This is a genomic window from Nocardia sp. XZ_19_231, from assembly GCF_015355705.1.
GTDB lineage: Bacteria > Actinomycetota > Actinomycetes > Mycobacteriales > Mycobacteriaceae > Nocardia > Nocardia salmonicida.
Genome location: NZ_JACUZI010000002.1, coordinates 1,093,625 through 1,111,092, shown reverse-complemented (window position 1 = coordinate 1,111,092; position 17,468 = coordinate 1,093,625). Strand labels below are relative to the sequence as shown.

Below are 17,468 nucleotides of genomic sequence, written 5' to 3'. Positions count from 1 at the left end.
AGGAGTGCCAGTAGGCGGCGGACTCGGAGCCTGCCTGCATTGCCCTTGTGCGCCGGGAGCGTACCTCCCGGCGCACAAACGCATCTATTGTACTCAGCCGCGCCCGGTGTAGTTCGGGGCCTCGACGGTCATCGTGATGTCGTGCGGGTGGCTCTCCTTGAGACCCGCCGCGGTGATCTGCACGAACTGCGCGCCCTGGAGGTGCTCGATGTTCTGCGAACCGGTGTAGCCCATCGCGGCACGCAGGCCACCGACGAGCTGGTGGATCACCTGGTTGACCGGGCCACGGAACGGAACGCGGCCTTCGATGCCCTCGGGGACGAGCTTGTCCTCGGCGAGCACGTCGTCCTGGAAGTAGCGGTCCTTGGAGTACGACTTGGCCTGGCCGCGGCCCTGCATGGCGCCGAGGGAGCCCATGCCGCGGTAGCTCTTGAACTGCTTGCCGTTGACCAGGATCAGCTCACCGGGCGACTCGGCGGTGCCCGCGAGCAGCGAGCCGAGCATCACGGTGGACGCGCCCGCGGCGATGGCCTTGGCGACGTCGCCGGAGTACTGCACGCCACCGTCGGCGATCACCGGCACACCGGCGGCCTTGCAGGCTGCCACGGCTTCGAGGATCGCGGTGATCTGCGGCGCGCCGACACCGGCGACCACCCGGGTGGTGCAGATGGAGCCGGGGCCCACACCCACCTTCACCGCGTCGACGCCCGCCTCGACGAGCGCGGCGGCACCAGCGCGCGTGGCGACATTGCCGCCGACGATCTGGATCCGGTCACCGACCTCGGCCTTGACCTTGGCGACCATCTGCAGCACCTGCGACTGGTGGCCGTGCGCGGTGTCGACGATCAGCACGTCCACCCCGGCGTCGGCCAGCGTCATCGCACGCGACCAGGAATCCTCGCCGACGCCGATCGCGGCACCGACCAGTAGGCGGCCGTCGCGGTCCTTGGTGGCGTTGGGGTACTGATCGGTCTTGACGAAGTCCTTGACCGTGATCAACCCGCGCAGGCGGCCGTTGCCGTCGACGATGGGCAGCTTCTCGATTTTGTGGCGGCGCAGCAGACCCAGCGCGGCCTCGGCGGTGACACCCTCACGCGCGGTGATCAGCGGTGCCTTGGTCATCACCTCGTCCACGCGGCGATCCTGATCGACCTCGAAACGCATGTCGCGGTTGGTGATGATGCCCACCAGCGCGCCGGTCTCGTCCACCACCGGCAGACCCGAGATGCGGAAGCGGGCGCACATCGCGTCGACCTCGGCGAGCGTATCGGTGGGACGACAGGTGACCGGATCGGTCACCATGCCCGCCTCGGAGCGCTTCACCGTCTCCACCTGGGCGGCCTGATCGACGGCCGAGAGGTTGCGGTGCAGCACGCCCATACCGCCCGCACGCGCCATGGCGATGGCCATGCGCGCCTCGGTGACGGTGTCCATGGCCGAGCTCACCAGCGGCGTACGCAGGGTGATGTCCCTGGTCAGTCGACTGGATGTCTCGACCGAGCTGGGGATGAGATCCGAGGCGGCAGGCAGCAACAGCACGTCGTCGAACGTGAGGCCGAGCATGGCGATCTTGGTCGGATCGTCGCCCCCCGTAGGAGGGCGCACCGCGGTTCGTTCGCCCGACACGGGAATACTCATTCGGATCGACCCCTCCTGGTCGTCATAGCAACCGACGCGGTAGACACAGTGCGTCGGTGCTCGAGCGGAAAAAGCTTTCGGATGGTCGGCAAGAACAAAGTCGCCGACGCCTGCATTCCATGGTATCCGGCGGCCGCAGACGCCTGCGAAGTGAGCCCTTCCGCAAAACTTGCCCGGTGCATCGCTGGCGCGATGCACCAAGTACTGCGTACCGTGGGGATGTGCGTGACCATCTACCACCTGGCCTGCCGCCGGATCCCTTCGCCGGAGACCCCTCCGATCCGTCTGCCGCGCTCGATGCGATCGAGCCCGGTGAGCCGTTGGATCCTCATGAGCGCCTCGCGGTCGAGGAAGATCTCGCAGACCTCGCCGTATACGAAGCCCTGCTGGCACATCGCGGAATCCGCGGTCTCGTCGTCAGCTGTGAGGATTGTCGGCAAGATCACTACCACGACTGGGACATGCTGCGGGCCAACCTGCTGCAGCTACTCGTCGACGGCACTGTCCGTCCGCACGAGCCCGCCTACGATCCCACCCCCGAGGCTTACGTCACGTGGGACTACTGCCGCGGTTACGCGGACGCGTCGATGAACGAGGCGTTCCACGGCGACGGCTTCGACGGGTTCGACAACTGAGCTCTGCGTCGACTCGGCACAGCTGAGTCTGTCGCGGACACCTGCCCTCCCCCGCTCTCGGTCACGCGTGCGTGGGGGACCACGCAGGCCCGCATCCGAACTCCCCCCAGCACAAAACGAAGGCCCCGAACCTGTTCGGGGCCTTCGTTTTTGTTCAACTCATCGTTCTACTACGAAGAGGGCACCACGGGTGGCGACTGCAGGATCGTCGCCTGCGTGGGCACCTGCTGCGTGGGCGGCAGGATCGGCGGCAACGGTGACGACGTCGGGACCACCGTCGGCACGGTGACCGGCGGTGGTTCGGCGATGGTCGTCTGCGGTGTCGTCGGGTCGACCGTGGCCGGCGGCGGACTCACCGGCGGCTGGGTGGTCACCGGCGGTTGCGTCTGCTCGACCGGCGGCAACAGCGGCTTGGTCTCCGGGCCGGGAGACTGCAAGATGACCGGCGGCGGATCGGACGGCTCGGTGTTTTCCGCACCGGGACCGGTCGGCGCCACCGGAGCAGTGGTGCCCGGGTTCGTCGTCGGGGGGACCTGAACCGGCGAGCTCGGCTTGACCGGGGCGGTGGTGGTCGGCGGCAGTTGTGCGCCGATCTCCGGTGCGACCTTGATCAGCTGATCACGCAGCAGGTTCCAGCGCGCGATCAGATCCTCACGCTTGCCCTGGTCGTCGACCTGGCCCGCGTTGGCCGAAGCCTGTTCCAGCCTGGCCTTCGCCTGTTCCGGATTGCCCGAGGTGAGCAGGTTCTGCGCGGCGAGCAGATCTTCGTCGGCGTACTGTACGACGGTGGACTGCGCCTGCTCGCTGAACACGACCTCCTTGACCCGCCAGAGCGGATCGCCGGGGGCCGCACTGTAAGCGAAGGCCGTGATACCGCCGAACACCAGCGACAATGCCGCTGCTGCCCCGAAAATCGGGCGGACCAGTCGTAGACGTCCGCGCGAGGAAGCTCCGACTCGAACCTGCCGTGCGCCGATCTCCTGATTGACTGCCGCGAACACGGTGTCCAGATCAGGACCCGCGGGCATCGGCTCGGCCAGTATGTCGGCCCGCCAATCCGCGAGTAACGACGCCAGCTGGAACTCTTCGGGACTGTCGGTACGAACCGGACCGTCGCTTGCGATCGCGTCGATCAGCGCGTCATCGCCGCGCACCGCCGCGATGTCGACCGGTCCGGAGTCGCCGGTGTCCTCGGCGGCGTAGGGACCGCTGTCGTGCGATCCTCGCTGCCACGCTTTCCGGTCGCCTAGACCGCGCTCGCCATCCCTAGCCATACATTTCACCTGCCCTCGCCACTTGTGACTTCAGTTTCGCGAGTGCCCTGTGCTGGGCAACCCGTATCGCTCCCGCCGTGCTGCCCACGGCGACTGCGGTTTCCTCTGCTGACAGACCCATGACCAAACGCAGGATCAGGATTTCTCGATGCTTCTCGGGGAGCGTTGCCAGCAGAGTGTTCATCTGCCTGCTCGTCTCCGAGTCGAGAGCCCGCTGTTCCGGCCCGTGTTCGGTGGATATGACATCTGGTACTTCGGCCATCGCCTCCGCCTTGTTACGGGCGGCGTTGCGATGGGCGTCGGCGACCTTGTGCGAAGCGATTCCGTACACGAAGGCCATGAAGGGCCGACCCTGATCCTGATAGCGGGGCAGGGCGGTCATCACAGCCAAACAGACCTCTTGCGCAACATCGTCCGCGGAGAGCTGTCCGCGCTCCGCGGCTCCGATCCGTGCCCTGCAGTAACGAACTACCAAGGGACGGACCAGTTCCAATACCCGAGCTAAAGCGGTCCTGTCGCCCTGCGCAGCCGCAGCGACGGCGAGGTCCAACTCTTCGCCCATATGCGTCATCGTCAGAGATTTTCCTGGCGTTACGAGTGGCGCGGTCGAATGTGACCGAGCTTCCACCGAAAAGGCGGAACGGGACTAACAATAGCGACCCCCCGATCGGCCGCCAGCGGGCGTGGTCGCTTCTAACCGCGCTCTCAGAAAGATCATCCGGAGCAATCAGGCGCCCAGCGGGGCGATGTCTCCACCCCAGGCCCGTAGACGGGCGCCATGATCTGCGGCTTCGTTCGCCGCGTCGCGCGCTTGCGCCGGTTCGGCGACCCCCGAGCGCAGCATCGCGGTGGCCCAAAGCAGTGGGAGAAGGCCGTTTTCGCGACAGGCCGCGTCGACCCGCGCGGCCAGTTCCGCCGACCGGGCGAGGTCACCGGTCGCGGCGGTCGCGGCGGCGACGAGCAGTGCCGATTTCACCTGGTGGCGGACCGACGGCAGCGCCGCGGCGAGGTCGACGGCCTCGACCGCGTCGCGCAGCGCCTCGCTCGCCTCGCCGCCCGCGAGCGCGGTCTCGGCGCGCACCCAGTGCCAGCGCACCTCAGCTCGTGGGGGCGCGTCGGCGAGCAGTGGTCGCACGCGCCCGAGCAGCGTGCGGGCCAGGCCGAGTCGGCCCGTACCGAGCGCGTCGGCCGCAAGCCCCGTATACGCGTCGGCGAGTGCCTCGGCGCGGGCCGCTCCGGTGGCGCCGAGCGCGATCGCCGCCGCGCGGCCGTCGAACGCTGCCGCGCCCGCGTGGTCGCCGAGCTGGCGAAGCAACGATCCCCGGGTGCTCTCGACGAGGGATCGCAGGCCGGGATCTGCCGCGGTTCGGGCCAATATTCGCAGGTCAGCACGGGCGGCGGCGTAGCGACCCTGCCCGCCGAGCGCGACCGCGCGGTACCACCGCGACAACGGGTCCGCGGGCTCCGGCAACTCCGTAGCGGCCAGCCCGGGAGTGGGGCCGAAGGCAGTCGAAACGAGTATTTCGGAACCGATATCCGCGGGTGAGGCCGTTGTCTGCACGACGAGACTCTAGCCGCCACGCGCCCGGGACAGATCACGTGTTATGACGCGGAGACGGCCATTCAGCTAACAGTCAGCATTTATCTCGAGCGCCGATGTTGCCATCAGGTAAATCTCCGCTCCTCGATGCCGCCACCGGAAAGTCTCGAATTCACATGCGTTTCGCGCAATTAACCTTCGCGCCCCGTTTTCGCCATCTACACGCAGTCCGGCCGAGAGGGCCGTTGTGATCCAGCACACCCACTCGCGGCGGACGCCACCCGTGCGAACCAGGCTTCTACCGGCGCGACCTGGGAAAACCGCGGATGCAGCGGATACGCGAAGACACCCGATCCATAGCCAACCAAACAGTATGGAGGGATCGGGTGTGAAATGTAAATAGTGAGTAGGTTAAATTTCAGCGTTGCAGATTTACTGAACTCATGCGCCGAACTATTGACGGAATTTCCCGCCTGCACCTAACGTAGCTCATCGCCACGGTTGGCGCTGCGCGAAATCGCAGCGACCTCCGAGCGGCACCGTCAGGCACCGTCGAGCCGGCCACCCCCCACCGGGTGGCGCGAAGACCTGCCGCACCACTCGCTCGACAACGCTGACGAGCTCGCGCCACAAGGAGTTCACATGCCCATGCCCACCCACCTCCCCGGACCGAACGCCGATGTCTGGGACTGGCAGATGCGTGGCTCGTGCCGCGGTCAGGACTCCGCGGTCTTCTTCCACCCCGACGGCGAACGTGGCCGCGCCCGCACGGCGCGCGAAATGCGCGCCAAGGAGATCTGCCGGGCCTGCCCCGTCCTCATGCAGTGCCGTACCCATGCCCTCAAGGTCAGCGAGCCCTATGGCATCTGGGGCGGCATGTCCGAGACCGAACGCGAGATGCACGCTCGCCGCAACCGTCGCCGGATGGCCGTCTGAGATCCCATCGAGCCTGTCTGGCCGGGTTGGCAAATCCGTTCCAATCCGTTGGCCGTGGCGCGCCGAATCTCTAGCAAACAGCTGGCACCCCGAATAAAGACACCCCCGGTCGCCGGGAGGTCATAGCTTCGGGCTAGATTCGTGACCGATGACACAGAATGGGTTCCGAAGCGAAGCCTTTCCACCGATCGTGGATTCTGCGGTTACCGCACGCGCGGCCGAGGGAGTCGAGCTAGCTGCACTGCTGGAACGATGCAGTCTGTCCGACCAGCAGGCCTTTGCCGAGCTGTACGACCGAACGTCTGCGCGCGTTTTCGGCCTGGTCCTGCGGGTGCTCCACGACCCCGGGTACGCGGAGGAGACCACTCAGGAGGTCTATCTCCAGATCTGGCGTACCGCCACCAATTTCGACCCCGCCAAGGGGTCGGCGGTGACCTGGCTGATGACGCTGGCACACCGGCGCGCGGTCGACCGGGTTCGCGCCGAGCAGGCCCACACCCAGCGCGAGGTCGCGTACGGGATCCGGGTGCTCGGCCACGAATTCGACGAGGTCACCGAGGAGGTGGAACGCAGACTAGAACAACAGGCCGTCCAGCGCGGGCTCTCGACCCTCACCGAGACCCAACGCGAGGCGATCTCGCTCGCCTACTACGGCGGGCGGACCTACGCGGAGGTAGCGACATACCTCGGCATCGGGTTACCGACCGTTAAGTCCCGGATTCGGGACGGATTGACACGACTGAAGAAAAGTTTGGGGGTGACGTGAGATGAACGAAGCCCAGATCGATCTCGCGCACACCGTCGCGCTCGGATTGATCGACGACGAAGACCATCACGCGATCCAGACCATCATCGATACCGAAGACCCAACCCTGTGTACCGAGTTCCTGCGGGAGCTTCGCGTTACCCGCGAAGCCCTCGCCCAGCTCGCGTCCGCAACCCCCACTCCACCGCCTCCGTCTCTGCGCGGCCGTTTACTGGCCGCGCTCGATGCCGAAGATCCGCCGGTAGCCAGCTAGCGGATAAACGAAAGGCCCCCAGATCGCGCTCGCGATCAGGGGGCCTTCGTTGTTGTTCGCGTTAGTGCGAGTGACCGTGATGCCCGTGGTCGTCGTCGGCGTCGGCCGGCTTCTCCACGATGGCGCTCTCGGTGGTCAGGATCATCCGTGCGACCGAGGCGGCGTTCACCACGGCGGAGCGGGTCACCTTGACCGGGTCGACGACACCGTCGGCGAGCAGGTCGCCGTAGGTCAGGGTGGCGGCGTTGAAGCCTTCCTTGCCCTCGGAGACCTTGGCGACGACAACCGCACCGTCGAGACCGGCGTTGCTGGCGATCCAGTACAGCGGCGCCTCGAGGCCCTTGCGAACCACCTCGACACCGACGGCCTTGTCACCGGTGAACGAGTCACGCAGCTCGGCCAGCGCGGCAGCGGCGATCACGAGCGCCGAACCACCACCGGGGACGATGCCCTCCTCGACCGCGGCCTTGGCTGCGGCGACCGCGTCGTCGACGCGGTACTTGCGCTCCTTGAGCGCGGTCTCGGTGGCAGCGCCGACCTTGATCACCGCGACGCCACCGGCCAGCTTCGCCAGACGCTCTTCGAGCTTCTCGCGATCCCAGTCGGAGTCCGAGGCCTCGATCTCGCGACGCAGCTGCGCGCTACGGCCCTTGATGTCCTCGTCGGCGCCCGCGCCGTCGATCAGCACGGTCTCGTCCTTGGTGACGACGACGCGACGCGCCTGACCCAGCTGCTCGATGGTGGCCTCGCGCAGGGTGACGCCGAGATCGGGGTTGATCACGGTGCCACCGGTGACGACGGCCAGGTCGTCGAGGAACGCCTTGCGACGGTCACCGAAGAACGGCGCCTTGACGGCGACGGCCTTGATGGTCTTGCGGATCGAGTTGACCACCAGGGTCGACAGCGCTTCGCCGTCGACGTCCTCGGCCACGATCAGCACGGCCTTGCCGGACTCGGCGATCTTCTCGAGCAGCGGCAGCAGATCGGGCAGCGAGCTGATCTTGTCGCGGTGCAGCAGGACGTAGGTGTCCTCGAGCACGGCCTGCTGGGTCTCGGGATCGGTCTGGAAGTAGGGCGAGAGGTAGCCCTTGTCGAACTGCACACCTTCGGTGATGACGAGTTCGGTGTTGGTGGTCGAGGACTCCTCGACCGTCACGACGCCGTCCTTGCCGACCGTGGTGAGTGCCTTGCCGACCATCTCGCCGATTTCCTCGTCACGCGAGGAAACGGTGGCGACCTGGGCGATGGCCTTCTCGCCGGAGACGGGAGTGGCCAGCGCGAGCAGCACCTCCGACACCTTCTCGGCGGCAGCGGCGATGCCCTGGCCGAGGGTGATCGGGTTGGCGCCCGCGGCGACGTTCTTCAGGCCGCCGCGCACGAACGCCTGGGCCAGCACGGTGGCGGTGGTCGTACCGTCGCCCGCGACATCGTTGGTCTTGGTGGCGACGCTCTTGACGAGCTGTGCGCCGAGGTTCTCGAAGGGGTCCTCGAGGTCGATCTCACGCGCGATGGTGACACCGTCGTTGGTGACGGTCGGGCCACCGAAAGCCTTGGCCAGCACCACATGCCGGCCGCGGGGGCCGAGGGTCACCTTGACGGCGTCGGCCAGCTTGTCGACACCGCGTTCCAGAGCCCGGCGAGCCTTTTCGTCGAACTCGATCTGCTTGGGCATAAGAGGATTCAGCTCCTGTTTGTGAACGCAATCCGCCCCGGGCCTGTGAAGACGCCGGGGCGGAACGCTGATGCGGCGTTGGCCTTACTTGGTGACGACGGCCAGGATGTCGCGCGCCGAGAGGATGAGGTATTCCCCACCCTGGTACTTGATCTCGGTGCCGCCGTACTTGCTGTAGATGACGACGTCGCCTTCTTTGACATCGACCGGGATGCGGTCACCCTTGTCGGTGACGCGACCCGCGCCGACGGCGATGACGGTGCCCTCTTGGGGCTTCTCCTTGGCCGTGTCCGGGATGACCAGGCCGGAGGCCGTCGTCGTCTCGGCCTCGTTGGCCTGGACGAGGATCTTGTCCTCGAGCGGCTTGATGTTCACGCTCGCCACGTTGAGCCCTCCACTTTCAGGGGAAATTCGGTTGTCCGGAACTGGTGTCCCGGACCGGGTTTCGGTCAGCTCGCGACCCTGCGCACAGCCCCGTCGTCGCGGGTGCCGGAGCCGAAGCCCAGAAGTCGACTGGCACAAGTACAGCTACACAGTGCCGACTAGCACTCTATACGCGAGAGTGCCAGCACTCAAGGTCGGGTTCTGCCATGTCGCATTTTCGACACGCCCACACTCGCCAGTGATCTTCACATCGCCTGCCACAATCTGTAACGTTCGCATAACAGGCTGTGACATAGCACAGGAAAGGCGCCATCCGCTCGGAGAGCACCATCGGCTTGAAGGGAGGTGAACATGCGAACATCCCTCGGCATCTCGGCCGGGAACGAGGTGGTGTGCTCGGCACTGGTCGCGACGGGGCCGGCCGGCGAGCAGAGTTTCGACTACCGGGTCGTTTCCGCGGATGAGGCCCACTCCGATCTCGGCGATCTCGTGGCGTCCTCGATCGAGTTGATGACCACCCAGCTACCGGTGTCGCAGGCCGCGATGGCGGGCGAACCGCTCGGGCGCTACTCCGGCAGCCACCGTCGGGTCGAGTCGGCCCGCTCGCGTCCGCCGACCAGCGTCGCCGTCGCCTACCGCAACAAGGAACAGGCACAGGCCATTCGGGCCGCGTGCGCCCGCCACCGCGATCTGCGGTTGGTCACCGAGGGCGCCGCCGCCCTCGCCTACCTGCGCCACACCGGACTGCTCGACCGCTACCCCACCGTCGCCGTGATCGACCTGGGCGCAACCGGACTCACTGTCACCGTGGCCGATCAAGTCGACAGCGTGGTCCTGCACTCCGAACGCACGCCGACGCTGAGCGGCAACGCGATCGACGAGCTGATCTACCACCACCTGGTGGACCTGCACTACGCCCGTCGTGGCACCCGGCCCAACCGCACCACCCTGACCAACCGTGGCCGGGCCGCCAAGGAACACCTGTCGCAGGCACCCGTCGTCACCATCGATCATGTCGCGGGACAGGGGCTCGAGCTCACCCGCCCTGATTTCGAGGAGCTCATCGGCGGCCTGCTGCGCAATATCGCGCTCTTCTCGTCGTCGGTGTTCACCCGGGCGCCGAAGTATCCCGACGCGGTCGCCGTGATCGGCGGGTGCGCCAATATCCCGTGCGTCATCGACATCCTCGCCTCGCGCCTCGACGTGCCCGTGCTCACCGTGCCCGACCCCGAGGCCGTGATCGCCAAGGGCGCCGCGCTGGTCGCCGACGCCGCGGCGCCGTCCGGACTATCGGGCGGCGCGAACTCCGACGCACCGAGTGGCACCTTCGCCAAGGTCGTCGGCACCCTCGTCGGCGCGGTGGTGGTGGTCGGCCTGGTGATCGGCTACGGCGTGCAAGCCGTGACGCCCGACACCCCCGATGTCACGCCGGCCGGTACGAGCAGCACCGTGCGTCAATCCCCCTTACCGGCGGGGTCCTCCCCGGCACCCGCCCCCGCCAATCGGGAGAGCACCGAACGCACCGGCGCCACCGTTGCCCCACCCGCCACCGAAGCGCCCAAGGCCACGACCGGGGCGCCGTCGACGAGCACGAACGCCACCACGCCGTCCGCGCCCACCTCGACAACGGCCCCCACTCTGCGGCCCGACCCGAACCTCCCGCAGATCCCCTACCCCGAGTCCCCCCTCGGTCCCATGGACAGCGGCTCCTCCGCGGGCGGCAGGCAACGCCCCTCCACCCCCAACACCTCTCCCACGCAGGCGCCGGCCAACAGCACCCTCCCGATCCCGTCGGCCACCACGACAGACGAAATCCCCTTACCGCCAGCCGATTGACGAGCTGAGGCGGCGGTTCTCCATGGGGCCTTACGGACGGCCAGGACGGACGCTAGCCGCGCAGGGCGCTCACCGAGACCGGCAGCCCCGGATCTGTGGCGACAGTCAGTTCAGCAGGCAGCGCACCCGCCGCGATCACATGCGCCCCCAGCGCCGCGATCATCACACCGTTGTCCGTACACAGCCGCGGCTTCGGTACGCGCAGCGTCAAACCCGCGGCAGCACAACGCTCTTCGGCGAGCGATCGAATGCGCGAGTTGGCGGTGGCACCGCCCCCGAGCACGATCGTGTCGACACCGACGTCGTTCGCCGCGCGCACTGCCTTCATCGTCAGCACATCCGCCACCGCCTCCTGAAAGGACGCGGCGATATCGGGAATGGGCAACTGGTCGGCAGCGATGCCCTGACGCTGCGCGGCCTCGACGTAGCGGGCCACCGCGGTCTTGAGGCCGGAGAAGGAGAAGTCGTAGCGCGCGTCACGGGGCCCGGTCATGCCGCGAGGAAAGGCGATCGCCCGTGCGTCGCCCGAGGCGGCGGCAGCGTCGAGGGCAGGCCCACCGGGATAGCCGAGACCGAGCAGTCGCGCGACCTTGTCGAACGCCTCGCCCGCGGCATCGTCGACAGTGCTGCCGAGCTCGGTGATCGGCTCACCCAGGTCCGTGACCTGCAGCAGATGCGTGTGTCCACCGGAGACGAGCAGCGCCACCGCGGGCGGCATCGGCCCGTGCTCCAGCGTATCGACCGCCACATGCCCGCCGAGATGGTTGAGCGCGTAGAACGGCACATCCCACGCGGCCGCGTAGGCCTTGGCCGCGGCCACCCCCACCAGCAGCGCACCGGCCAGTCCCGGCCCGATGGTGACGGCGAGCGCGTCGGGCTTGCTGATTCCCGCGGTCGCCAGCGCGCGACGCATCGCGGGCACGATCGCCTCGAGATGGGCGCGCGAGGCGATCTCGGGCACCACGCCACCGAAGCGCGCGTGCTGGTCGACACTGGAGGCGACCTCGTCGGCGAGCAGTTCGACGGAGCCGTCGGAATGACGGCGCACGATGCCGACTCCCGTTTCGTCGCACGAGCTCTCGATCCCCATGACGATCACGACAACACCTCGTCCTGCCGACCGCGCGCGGCCCACTCGTCGGCCGCGGCGGTCAGTTCCGGACGCCGCATCGTGTACGCGTCGGCACCGCTGGGGTGGTAGTAGTTCTTGCGCAGCCCGATGATGTGAAAACCGTGCTTGGCGTACATCGCGATGGCAGGTGCGTTGTCGGTGCGCACCTCGAGGAACACCGGCCCGCCACGTTCGGCCGCCGTGGCCAAGAGCGCCTCGAGCAGCAGCGTGCCGATGCCACCCCGATGACATTGCGGGTCGACACCGATCGTGTGCACCTCGGCCTCGGGATGGGCATCGTCACCGAGCAGCGCGATGCCCGCGTAGCCGACCATCGTCCCGTCGGCATCGCGCGCGGTGATGTAGCGGTTGTGCCCACCCGCCAGCTCGGACCGGAACGACACCGCTTGCCACGGGTCGTCCTCGGGAAACAGCAGGTGCTCCAGTTCGACGCAGCGGTCGATATCGGGCAGCGTCATGGGAGCGATCAGGTAATCGGTCACGGCACTCACGCCCCGGTTCGGTCGAGGGTGCGGAAGCTGTTCTCCACCGCATCGGGCCTACGCAGATACAGCGGCACCAGCGCTTCCGGCACGTCTCCGGCCAGTAGCGCGGACGCGGCGACGGTGACCAGCCCCGCAGGCGACGGCGTCTCGCTGGGCAGCACCGGTAGATCGAAATAGTCGACGTGCGCGGCCGACCCGGCGACGGCAGAGGCATCGCCCACCGGCACGTCGGCAGCCTTGTTCACCTCGGGACCGGCGACCCGCGCCCCGTTCAGATACTTGGCCCAGTACACCTCGCGCCTGCGCGCATCGGTGACCACCAGCAGTTCGCCGGGATCGCGCTTCTCACCGATGGTGTCGGCGGCGATCGCGTCGAGACTGCACACCCCGTGCACGGGTAGCCCTAGCGCGTCGCCGAAGGCGGCCGCGGTGGCCATCCCGACGCGTAGCCCGGTGAACGGTCCCGGTCCCAGCCCGACGACGACCGCGTCGAGTTCACCGCGGCTCACCCCCGCTTCGGCCAGGCATTCCAGGATCTGCGGGGTGAGGACCTCGGCGTGCGCGCGGGCGTCGACCTTCACGCGGGCAGCGAGCGTCGCCACGGCGGGCCGGGTGCCGGGTTCAACGGCAGGTGACAGGTGCACCAATCCCGCTGTAACGGCGGGTGTCGCGGTGTCGACTGCTAGTACGAGCATGATTGTCTCAACAATACCGGGTGGTATCGGCGCTCGGCGCGCACCGGTGCGCGGGTGATCGCGCGTTATTCGATCCATTCCCAGATCGCCGTGCGCACATCGGATTCCGACTCCCGGGCGAGTTGCACTCGCAAGTGCCGGTCGGCGAGGTGTTCGACCACCCCCTTGCCCCATTCCACGACGACGACCGCGTGGTGCAGGTCGGTGTCGAGGTCGAGCGAGTCCAGTTCGTCGAGGTCGCCGGCGAGCCGATAGGCGTCGACATGAACCATCGCCACCCCGGGCGTGCCGTCCGGACGCACCCCGGCCTTGTGCGCTCGCGCGATGATGAACGTCGGCGAACTGACCCGGCCCGCGACACCGAGTCCGGCGGCGATTCCTCTGGTCAGCGCGGTTTTACCGGCGCCGAGCGGGCCGTCGAGAACGACCAGGTCACCCGGGCGCAGGGTGGCCGCCAGTTCGCGGCCGAACGCTTCGGTGTCCTCGACCGTGTCGAGCACGCGCTGGTGCGGGTCAGCCACCGACGGCCTCCTCACCGCGTGTGTCGGTGATCCCCGCGCGCGCCAGCAGCCGATCGAGTGCGGCCAGACTCACCTCGGGGAACTGCATATGCGGCATGTGCGCCGCCTCACGCACCCGGACCAGTTCGCTGCTCGGCAGTTCCGCCGCCAGTTCGCGGGAGTTGCGGAACGGGATCACCACGTCGTGCGCGCCGCCGAGAATCAGCACCGGCATTTCGCCCAGGACGGGCAATGCGGCCGATTCATCGTGCAGCTCAATCGCTTTCAGGAATTTCTCGATGGTGCCGACCGGCGTGCGGTCGATCATCATCGTGGTGAATCGCGACAGTGTCGGACTCACCGCGCCGTGGAACGAGCTGACGTGCAGGATCGGCGTCACCACGTGCTTGCTCGCACTGCGGCTGAACTGCACCAGCGTCGGCGCGGTTCGCACTGCCAGCCGGAAGCCGTCGACCGCGGGATGCCGAATCAGTTGCGAGATCCCGGTCGCGGTCACCTCCGCGGCCGCGGTGCTCAGCAGCCCGACGGCGCGTACCCGTGTCGCGAACAGCTCCGGGAACTGCGCGGCCGCCGCGAGCACCGCCATTCCGCCGAGTGAATGACCGACCAGCACCACCGGCCCCTTCGGCGCGCACTCGCGGATGACGGTGGCGACGTCGTGACCGAGTTGGGCGACCGTGCAGCTGTCGGTGCTCGGCGTGCCGGAGCGGCCGTGTCCGCGCAGGTCGAAGAAGACCATCCGCAGCCGCGATCCCCACTGCTGCGCGAGATCACGGCGCTGGAAGTGGAAGGACTCCATGCTGTTGCAGAATCCGTGCACGAAAACGACCGTGACCTCGGCGGAATCGTCACCGAAGGTGCGGGTGGCCAGCGATACGCCGTCGTCGGCGAGCACCGACCCCGGTTCGTCCTCGTCGATCAGGGCGAAGTTCTCGTCGCGATATTCATCCCGTTCGGCAGGCCACCGCACCCGGGCGCCGATCTGGCGCAAGGTGTGGGCGATGGCGAGCCCCGCGAGCAGCCCCGCGGTCGCCAAACCGCCGCGACGGATCACCGTGCGCCGGGTCATCGGCCCGTCCCCACGTAGCGGCGGACCACGCGACCACGCGGCGCGCAGACGACCTCGTAGTCGATGGTGTCCAGCGCCCGCGCCCAGTCGAGCGCGTGTGGCTGTCCCGCGCCGCCGCCGAACAGCACCGCGCGGTCACCCTCCCGCACTCCGCCCGCGTTGTCGCCGAGGTCAACCATGAACTGGTCCATGCACACCCGTCCGACATTACGGTGTCGCGCCCCGCCCAACCACACCTCGAAACGCCCACTCAGCGACCGGAATACACCGTCGGCATACCCTGCGGGCACCAGGGCGATCGTCGTGTCGCGCGGCGCGATCCAGCGATGCCCGTACGACACGCCCTCCCCCGCCTCCACCTGTTTCACCAGCGCGACCTCCGCCTGAAAGGTCATCGCCGGCTTCAAACCGAATTGCCCGAGCTCCGGGATGGGCGAGAGCCCGTACACCGAGATGCCCGGCCGAACCATGTCGAAATGCAGATCGGGCCTGGTCAACGTGGCCGCCGAATTCGACAGATGCACGAGCTCGGGTTCGAGCCCGTATTCCTTGGCCAGCGCGATCGCCTCGATGAACCGTTCCCGCTGCTGATCCATCATCGGATGCCCCGGCTCGTCGGCATGCGCGAGGTGGGAGAAGATCGCCCGCAACCGCACCACCTCCCCGTCGACGAGCCCCCGCAGAGCCCGCAAGACCTGCGGATACTCCCTCACCGACACCCCGTTGCGATTGAGCCCCGTATCGACCTTCACCGTCACCGTCGCGGTCTGACCCACCACGAGCGCGGCTCGCTCCACCGCCCGCAACTGCGCCAGCGAAGACACCCCGATCTCGAGGTTCCCCGCGATCGCACCCGCGTAATCGGCGTCAACGGTATTGAGCCAGCAGAGAACAGGAGCCGTGATCCCCGCCGCCCGCAAGGCCAGCCCTTCGCCGACCGTGGTCACCCCGAGCTCCCGAGCCCCCGCCCCCAACGCGGCCCGAGCCACCTCGACTGCCCCATGGTTGTACCCGTCGGCCTTGACCACCACCATCACAGCGGCCCCCTGCGCATACTCCCGCAACACCCGCACGTTATGAGCAATGGCATCCAAGTCGACGACCGTCTCCACTTGCGCATTCACACCCACGATCGTGCCAGGACCCACCGAATCTCTCATACCTGGGCCATACCCCCGCCGCGCTCCTGAGAACCGTCACCGATCTCCCGCAACACCCGCACAGCCCCCCGAACATGCCCGAGCAACGGCATCGCGGAGATGGGCGCCCCCGCCTCCTGACCCCCATAAGCAGCCAAATTCGCCGCCAGCGCATGAACCCGAGCCCCCGCGGCAGCAGCCCACCTCGCCTCGCGCCCCGCGGCGAGCAATGCCCCGATAATCCCCGACAGCACATCCCCCGACCCCGGCGTCGCGGCCCAATCCCCACCCGCGTCATTGACCAGCGTCGCTTCCCCCGGCGAAGCGATGATCGTCGCCCGCCCCTTGAGCAACACCGTCACGCCCCATTCCTCGGCCAGCCCCCGCACCGCCCCCACGCGATCGCCCCCCACCGCAGCCCCGGTCAACCGAGCGAATTCCCCCGCATGCGGCGTGAGCACCGTCGGAGCCGAACGCCTCCGAACCAGCCCCGGTTCCTCGGAGAGAATCGTCAACCCATCCGCATCCACCAACACCGGCAGATCGGTACCCAGCACCTCAGCCAACCGATCCCGAGCCGCCGAATCAGTACCACCACCCGGCCCGACCACCCAGGCCTGCACCCGCCCCGTCTCCGAGATCGACGAGCTGGCAACAACTTCGGGAAACTTCTCCAATACCTCGGTATCGGACCCCGCATACCGAACCATCCCCGACGTAGCCGCCACCGCAGCCCCCGTACACAACACCCCCGCCCCCGGATACTTCGCACTCCCCGCACAGACCCCCGTCACTCCTTGACTGTATTTGTCATCAGCAGGCCCCGGCACCGGCCAACCGGCCCCCACCGCCGCCGGATCGAGCTGCACCAACCCGGCGTCTGGAAGCCGCAATCCGATCGGCACCAACACAATTCGCCCACAGCGCGGCACCGCCAACGCATGCACCGGCTTATAGGCACCGAACGCGACCGTCACATCCGCCGTCACCGCGGGCCCGTCCACTGCGCCCGTCTCAGGATCGACCCCGCTGGGTAGGTCGACCGAGATGATCGGAACATCGAGGCCCGCAACCACTTCCGCCGCCTCCGGACGCAACGGGCCTCGCCCGGAGATCCCCACGATTCCGTCGATCACCAGATCAACTGAAGCGAGCTGGTCGACCACCCGTCCCCCGGCCGCCCGCAGGGCAGTGAGCCCTTCTTTATGCGCCCGTTCAGGATTCAACAGAACGGCCGATACCCGAACACCGCGCCGTCGCAGAAAGACCCCCGCCCACAACGCATCCCCACCGTTGTCCCCCGACCCGACGAGCAACCCCACTGCCCGCCCGACCACTCCCCCGGTCCGCGAACGCAATTCGTCGACGACCACCCCTGCCAGCCCGAAGGCCGCCCGGCGCATCGGCGTACCCGCAGGCACCCGCGTGAACAGCTCAGCTTCCGCGGCCCGAAGCTCGTCGACGGTGTAGTAGCCACGCCGATCCGACATAGT

At 67.8% G+C, this 17,468-nt stretch carries 18 protein-coding genes; 5 read left to right on the top strand and 13 right to left on the bottom strand.

Features of this window, described 5'->3' with window-relative positions; all coding sequences use genetic code 11:
- Nucleotides 1-93: 93 nt before the first annotated feature.
- Nucleotides 94-1,638, bottom strand: a complete 1,545-nt coding sequence (guaB, locus tag IBJ82_RS12205; RefSeq protein ID WP_194825979.1) for an IMP dehydrogenase — start codon at nt 1,636-1,638, stop codon at nt 94-96.
- Between the two features lie 221 nt (nt 1,639-1,859).
- Here guaB and IBJ82_RS12200 point away from each other — a divergent pair, with 221 nt between their 5' ends.
- A complete protein-coding gene (locus tag IBJ82_RS12200) occupies nt 1,860-2,273 on the top strand; it encodes a DUF5319 domain-containing protein (RefSeq protein WP_022567296.1) in 414 nt (137 codons plus the stop codon).
- A gap of 170 nt (nt 2,274-2,443) precedes the next feature.
- On the opposite strand, the gene IBJ82_RS12195 is transcribed toward IBJ82_RS12200, so the two are convergent.
- The 3 genes from IBJ82_RS12195 to IBJ82_RS12185 form a co-directional block, all read right to left on the bottom strand.
- Complete coding sequence (locus tag IBJ82_RS12195) at nt 2,444-3,547, bottom strand: anti-sigma-D factor RsdA (RefSeq protein ID WP_194825978.1); 1,104 nt, start codon at nt 3,545-3,547, stop codon at nt 2,444-2,446.
- Nucleotides 3,540-4,118 (bottom strand): sigma-70 family RNA polymerase sigma factor, encoded by a 579-nt coding sequence (locus IBJ82_RS12190; protein ID WP_194825977.1) that lies wholly within the window; start codon nt 4,116-4,118, stop codon nt 3,540-3,542. The genes IBJ82_RS12195 and IBJ82_RS12190 overlap by 8 nt, the downstream gene beginning before the upstream one ends.
- A gap of 156 nt (nt 4,119-4,274) precedes the next feature.
- On the bottom strand, nt 4,275-5,108 hold the full coding sequence (locus IBJ82_RS12185) for a hypothetical protein (RefSeq protein WP_194825976.1): 834 nt from the start codon (nt 5,106-5,108) through the stop codon (nt 4,275-4,277).
- 621 nt (nt 5,109-5,729) lie between these two features.
- Here IBJ82_RS12185 and IBJ82_RS12180 point away from each other — a divergent pair.
- The 3 genes from IBJ82_RS12180 to IBJ82_RS12170 all read left to right on the top strand — a co-directional run bounded on the left by IBJ82_RS12180 (nt 5,730) and on the right by IBJ82_RS12170 (nt 7,042).
- Entirely contained in the window at nt 5,730-6,023 is a 294-nt protein-coding gene (locus IBJ82_RS12180; protein ID WP_022567299.1) for a WhiB family transcriptional regulator, read from the top strand.
- A 148-nt stretch (nt 6,024-6,171) separates the two neighbouring features.
- Nucleotides 6,172-6,789: a sigma-70 family RNA polymerase sigma factor gene (locus tag IBJ82_RS12175; protein WP_370585279.1), complete on the top strand. Its 618-nt coding sequence runs from the start codon at nt 6,172-6,174 to the stop codon at nt 6,787-6,789.
- Between the two features lies 1 nt (nt 6,790).
- Nucleotides 6,791-7,042, top strand: coding sequence for a hypothetical protein (locus tag IBJ82_RS12170; RefSeq protein ID WP_194825974.1), 252 nt, complete (start codon nt 6,791-6,793; stop codon nt 7,040-7,042).
- Between the two features lie 61 nt (nt 7,043-7,103).
- Here the strand turns inward: IBJ82_RS12170 and groL are convergent, their stop codons facing one another.
- Nucleotides 7,104-8,714 (bottom strand): chaperonin GroEL, encoded by a 1,611-nt coding sequence (gene groL / locus IBJ82_RS12165; protein WP_194825973.1) that lies wholly within the window; start codon nt 8,712-8,714, stop codon nt 7,104-7,106.
- Between the two features lie 84 nt (nt 8,715-8,798).
- Nucleotides 8,799-9,098 carry a co-chaperone GroES gene (gene groES / locus IBJ82_RS12160; protein ID WP_056818214.1) on the bottom strand — a complete coding sequence of 100 codons (300 nt, stop codon included), beginning with the start codon at nt 9,096-9,098 and terminating at the stop codon, nt 8,799-8,801.
- A 351-nt stretch (nt 9,099-9,449) separates the two neighbouring features.
- Here groES and IBJ82_RS12155 point away from each other — a divergent pair, with 351 nt between their 5' ends.
- Nucleotides 9,450-10,934 carry an Hsp70 family protein gene (locus IBJ82_RS12155; RefSeq protein ID WP_194825972.1) on the top strand — a complete coding sequence of 495 codons (1,485 nt, stop codon included), beginning with the start codon at nt 9,450-9,452 and terminating at the stop codon, nt 10,932-10,934.
- A gap of 52 nt (nt 10,935-10,986) precedes the next feature.
- On the opposite strand, the gene tsaD is transcribed toward IBJ82_RS12155, so the two are convergent.
- From tsaD to IBJ82_RS12120, 7 genes are all read right to left on the bottom strand, one after another.
- On the bottom strand, nt 10,987-12,033 hold the full coding sequence (gene tsaD / locus IBJ82_RS12150; RefSeq protein WP_194825971.1) for a tRNA (adenosine(37)-N6)-threonylcarbamoyltransferase complex transferase subunit TsaD: 1,047 nt from the start codon (nt 12,031-12,033) through the stop codon (nt 10,987-10,989).
- Entirely contained in the window at nt 12,030-12,524 is a 495-nt protein-coding gene (rimI, locus tag IBJ82_RS12145) for a ribosomal protein S18-alanine N-acetyltransferase (RefSeq protein WP_194826240.1), read from the bottom strand. Before rimI ends, tsaD begins: the two co-directional genes overlap by 4 nt.
- Before the next feature lie 29 nt (nt 12,525-12,553).
- A complete protein-coding gene (tsaB, locus tag IBJ82_RS12140) occupies nt 12,554-13,246 on the bottom strand; it encodes a tRNA (adenosine(37)-N6)-threonylcarbamoyltransferase complex dimerization subunit type 1 TsaB (protein WP_194825970.1) in 693 nt (230 codons plus the stop codon).
- Between the two features lie 65 nt (nt 13,247-13,311).
- Nucleotides 13,312-13,767 (bottom strand): tRNA (adenosine(37)-N6)-threonylcarbamoyltransferase complex ATPase subunit type 1 TsaE, encoded by a 456-nt coding sequence (gene tsaE, locus IBJ82_RS12135; RefSeq protein ID WP_194825969.1) that lies wholly within the window; start codon nt 13,765-13,767, stop codon nt 13,312-13,314.
- Nucleotides 13,760-14,836, bottom strand: coding sequence for an alpha/beta fold hydrolase (locus IBJ82_RS12130; RefSeq protein ID WP_194825968.1), 1,077 nt, complete (start codon nt 14,834-14,836; stop codon nt 13,760-13,762). Before IBJ82_RS12130 ends, tsaE begins: the two co-directional genes overlap by 8 nt.
- A complete protein-coding gene (gene alr / locus IBJ82_RS12125; RefSeq protein ID WP_194825967.1) occupies nt 14,833-15,996 on the bottom strand; it encodes an alanine racemase in 1,164 nt (387 codons plus the stop codon). The genes IBJ82_RS12130 and alr overlap by 4 nt, the downstream gene beginning before the upstream one ends.
- A complete protein-coding gene (locus IBJ82_RS12120; RefSeq protein WP_194825966.1) occupies nt 15,993-17,465 on the bottom strand; it encodes a bifunctional ADP-dependent NAD(P)H-hydrate dehydratase/NAD(P)H-hydrate epimerase in 1,473 nt (490 codons plus the stop codon). The genes alr and IBJ82_RS12120 overlap by 4 nt, the downstream gene beginning before the upstream one ends.
- Nucleotides 17,466-17,468 lie beyond the last annotated feature (3 nt).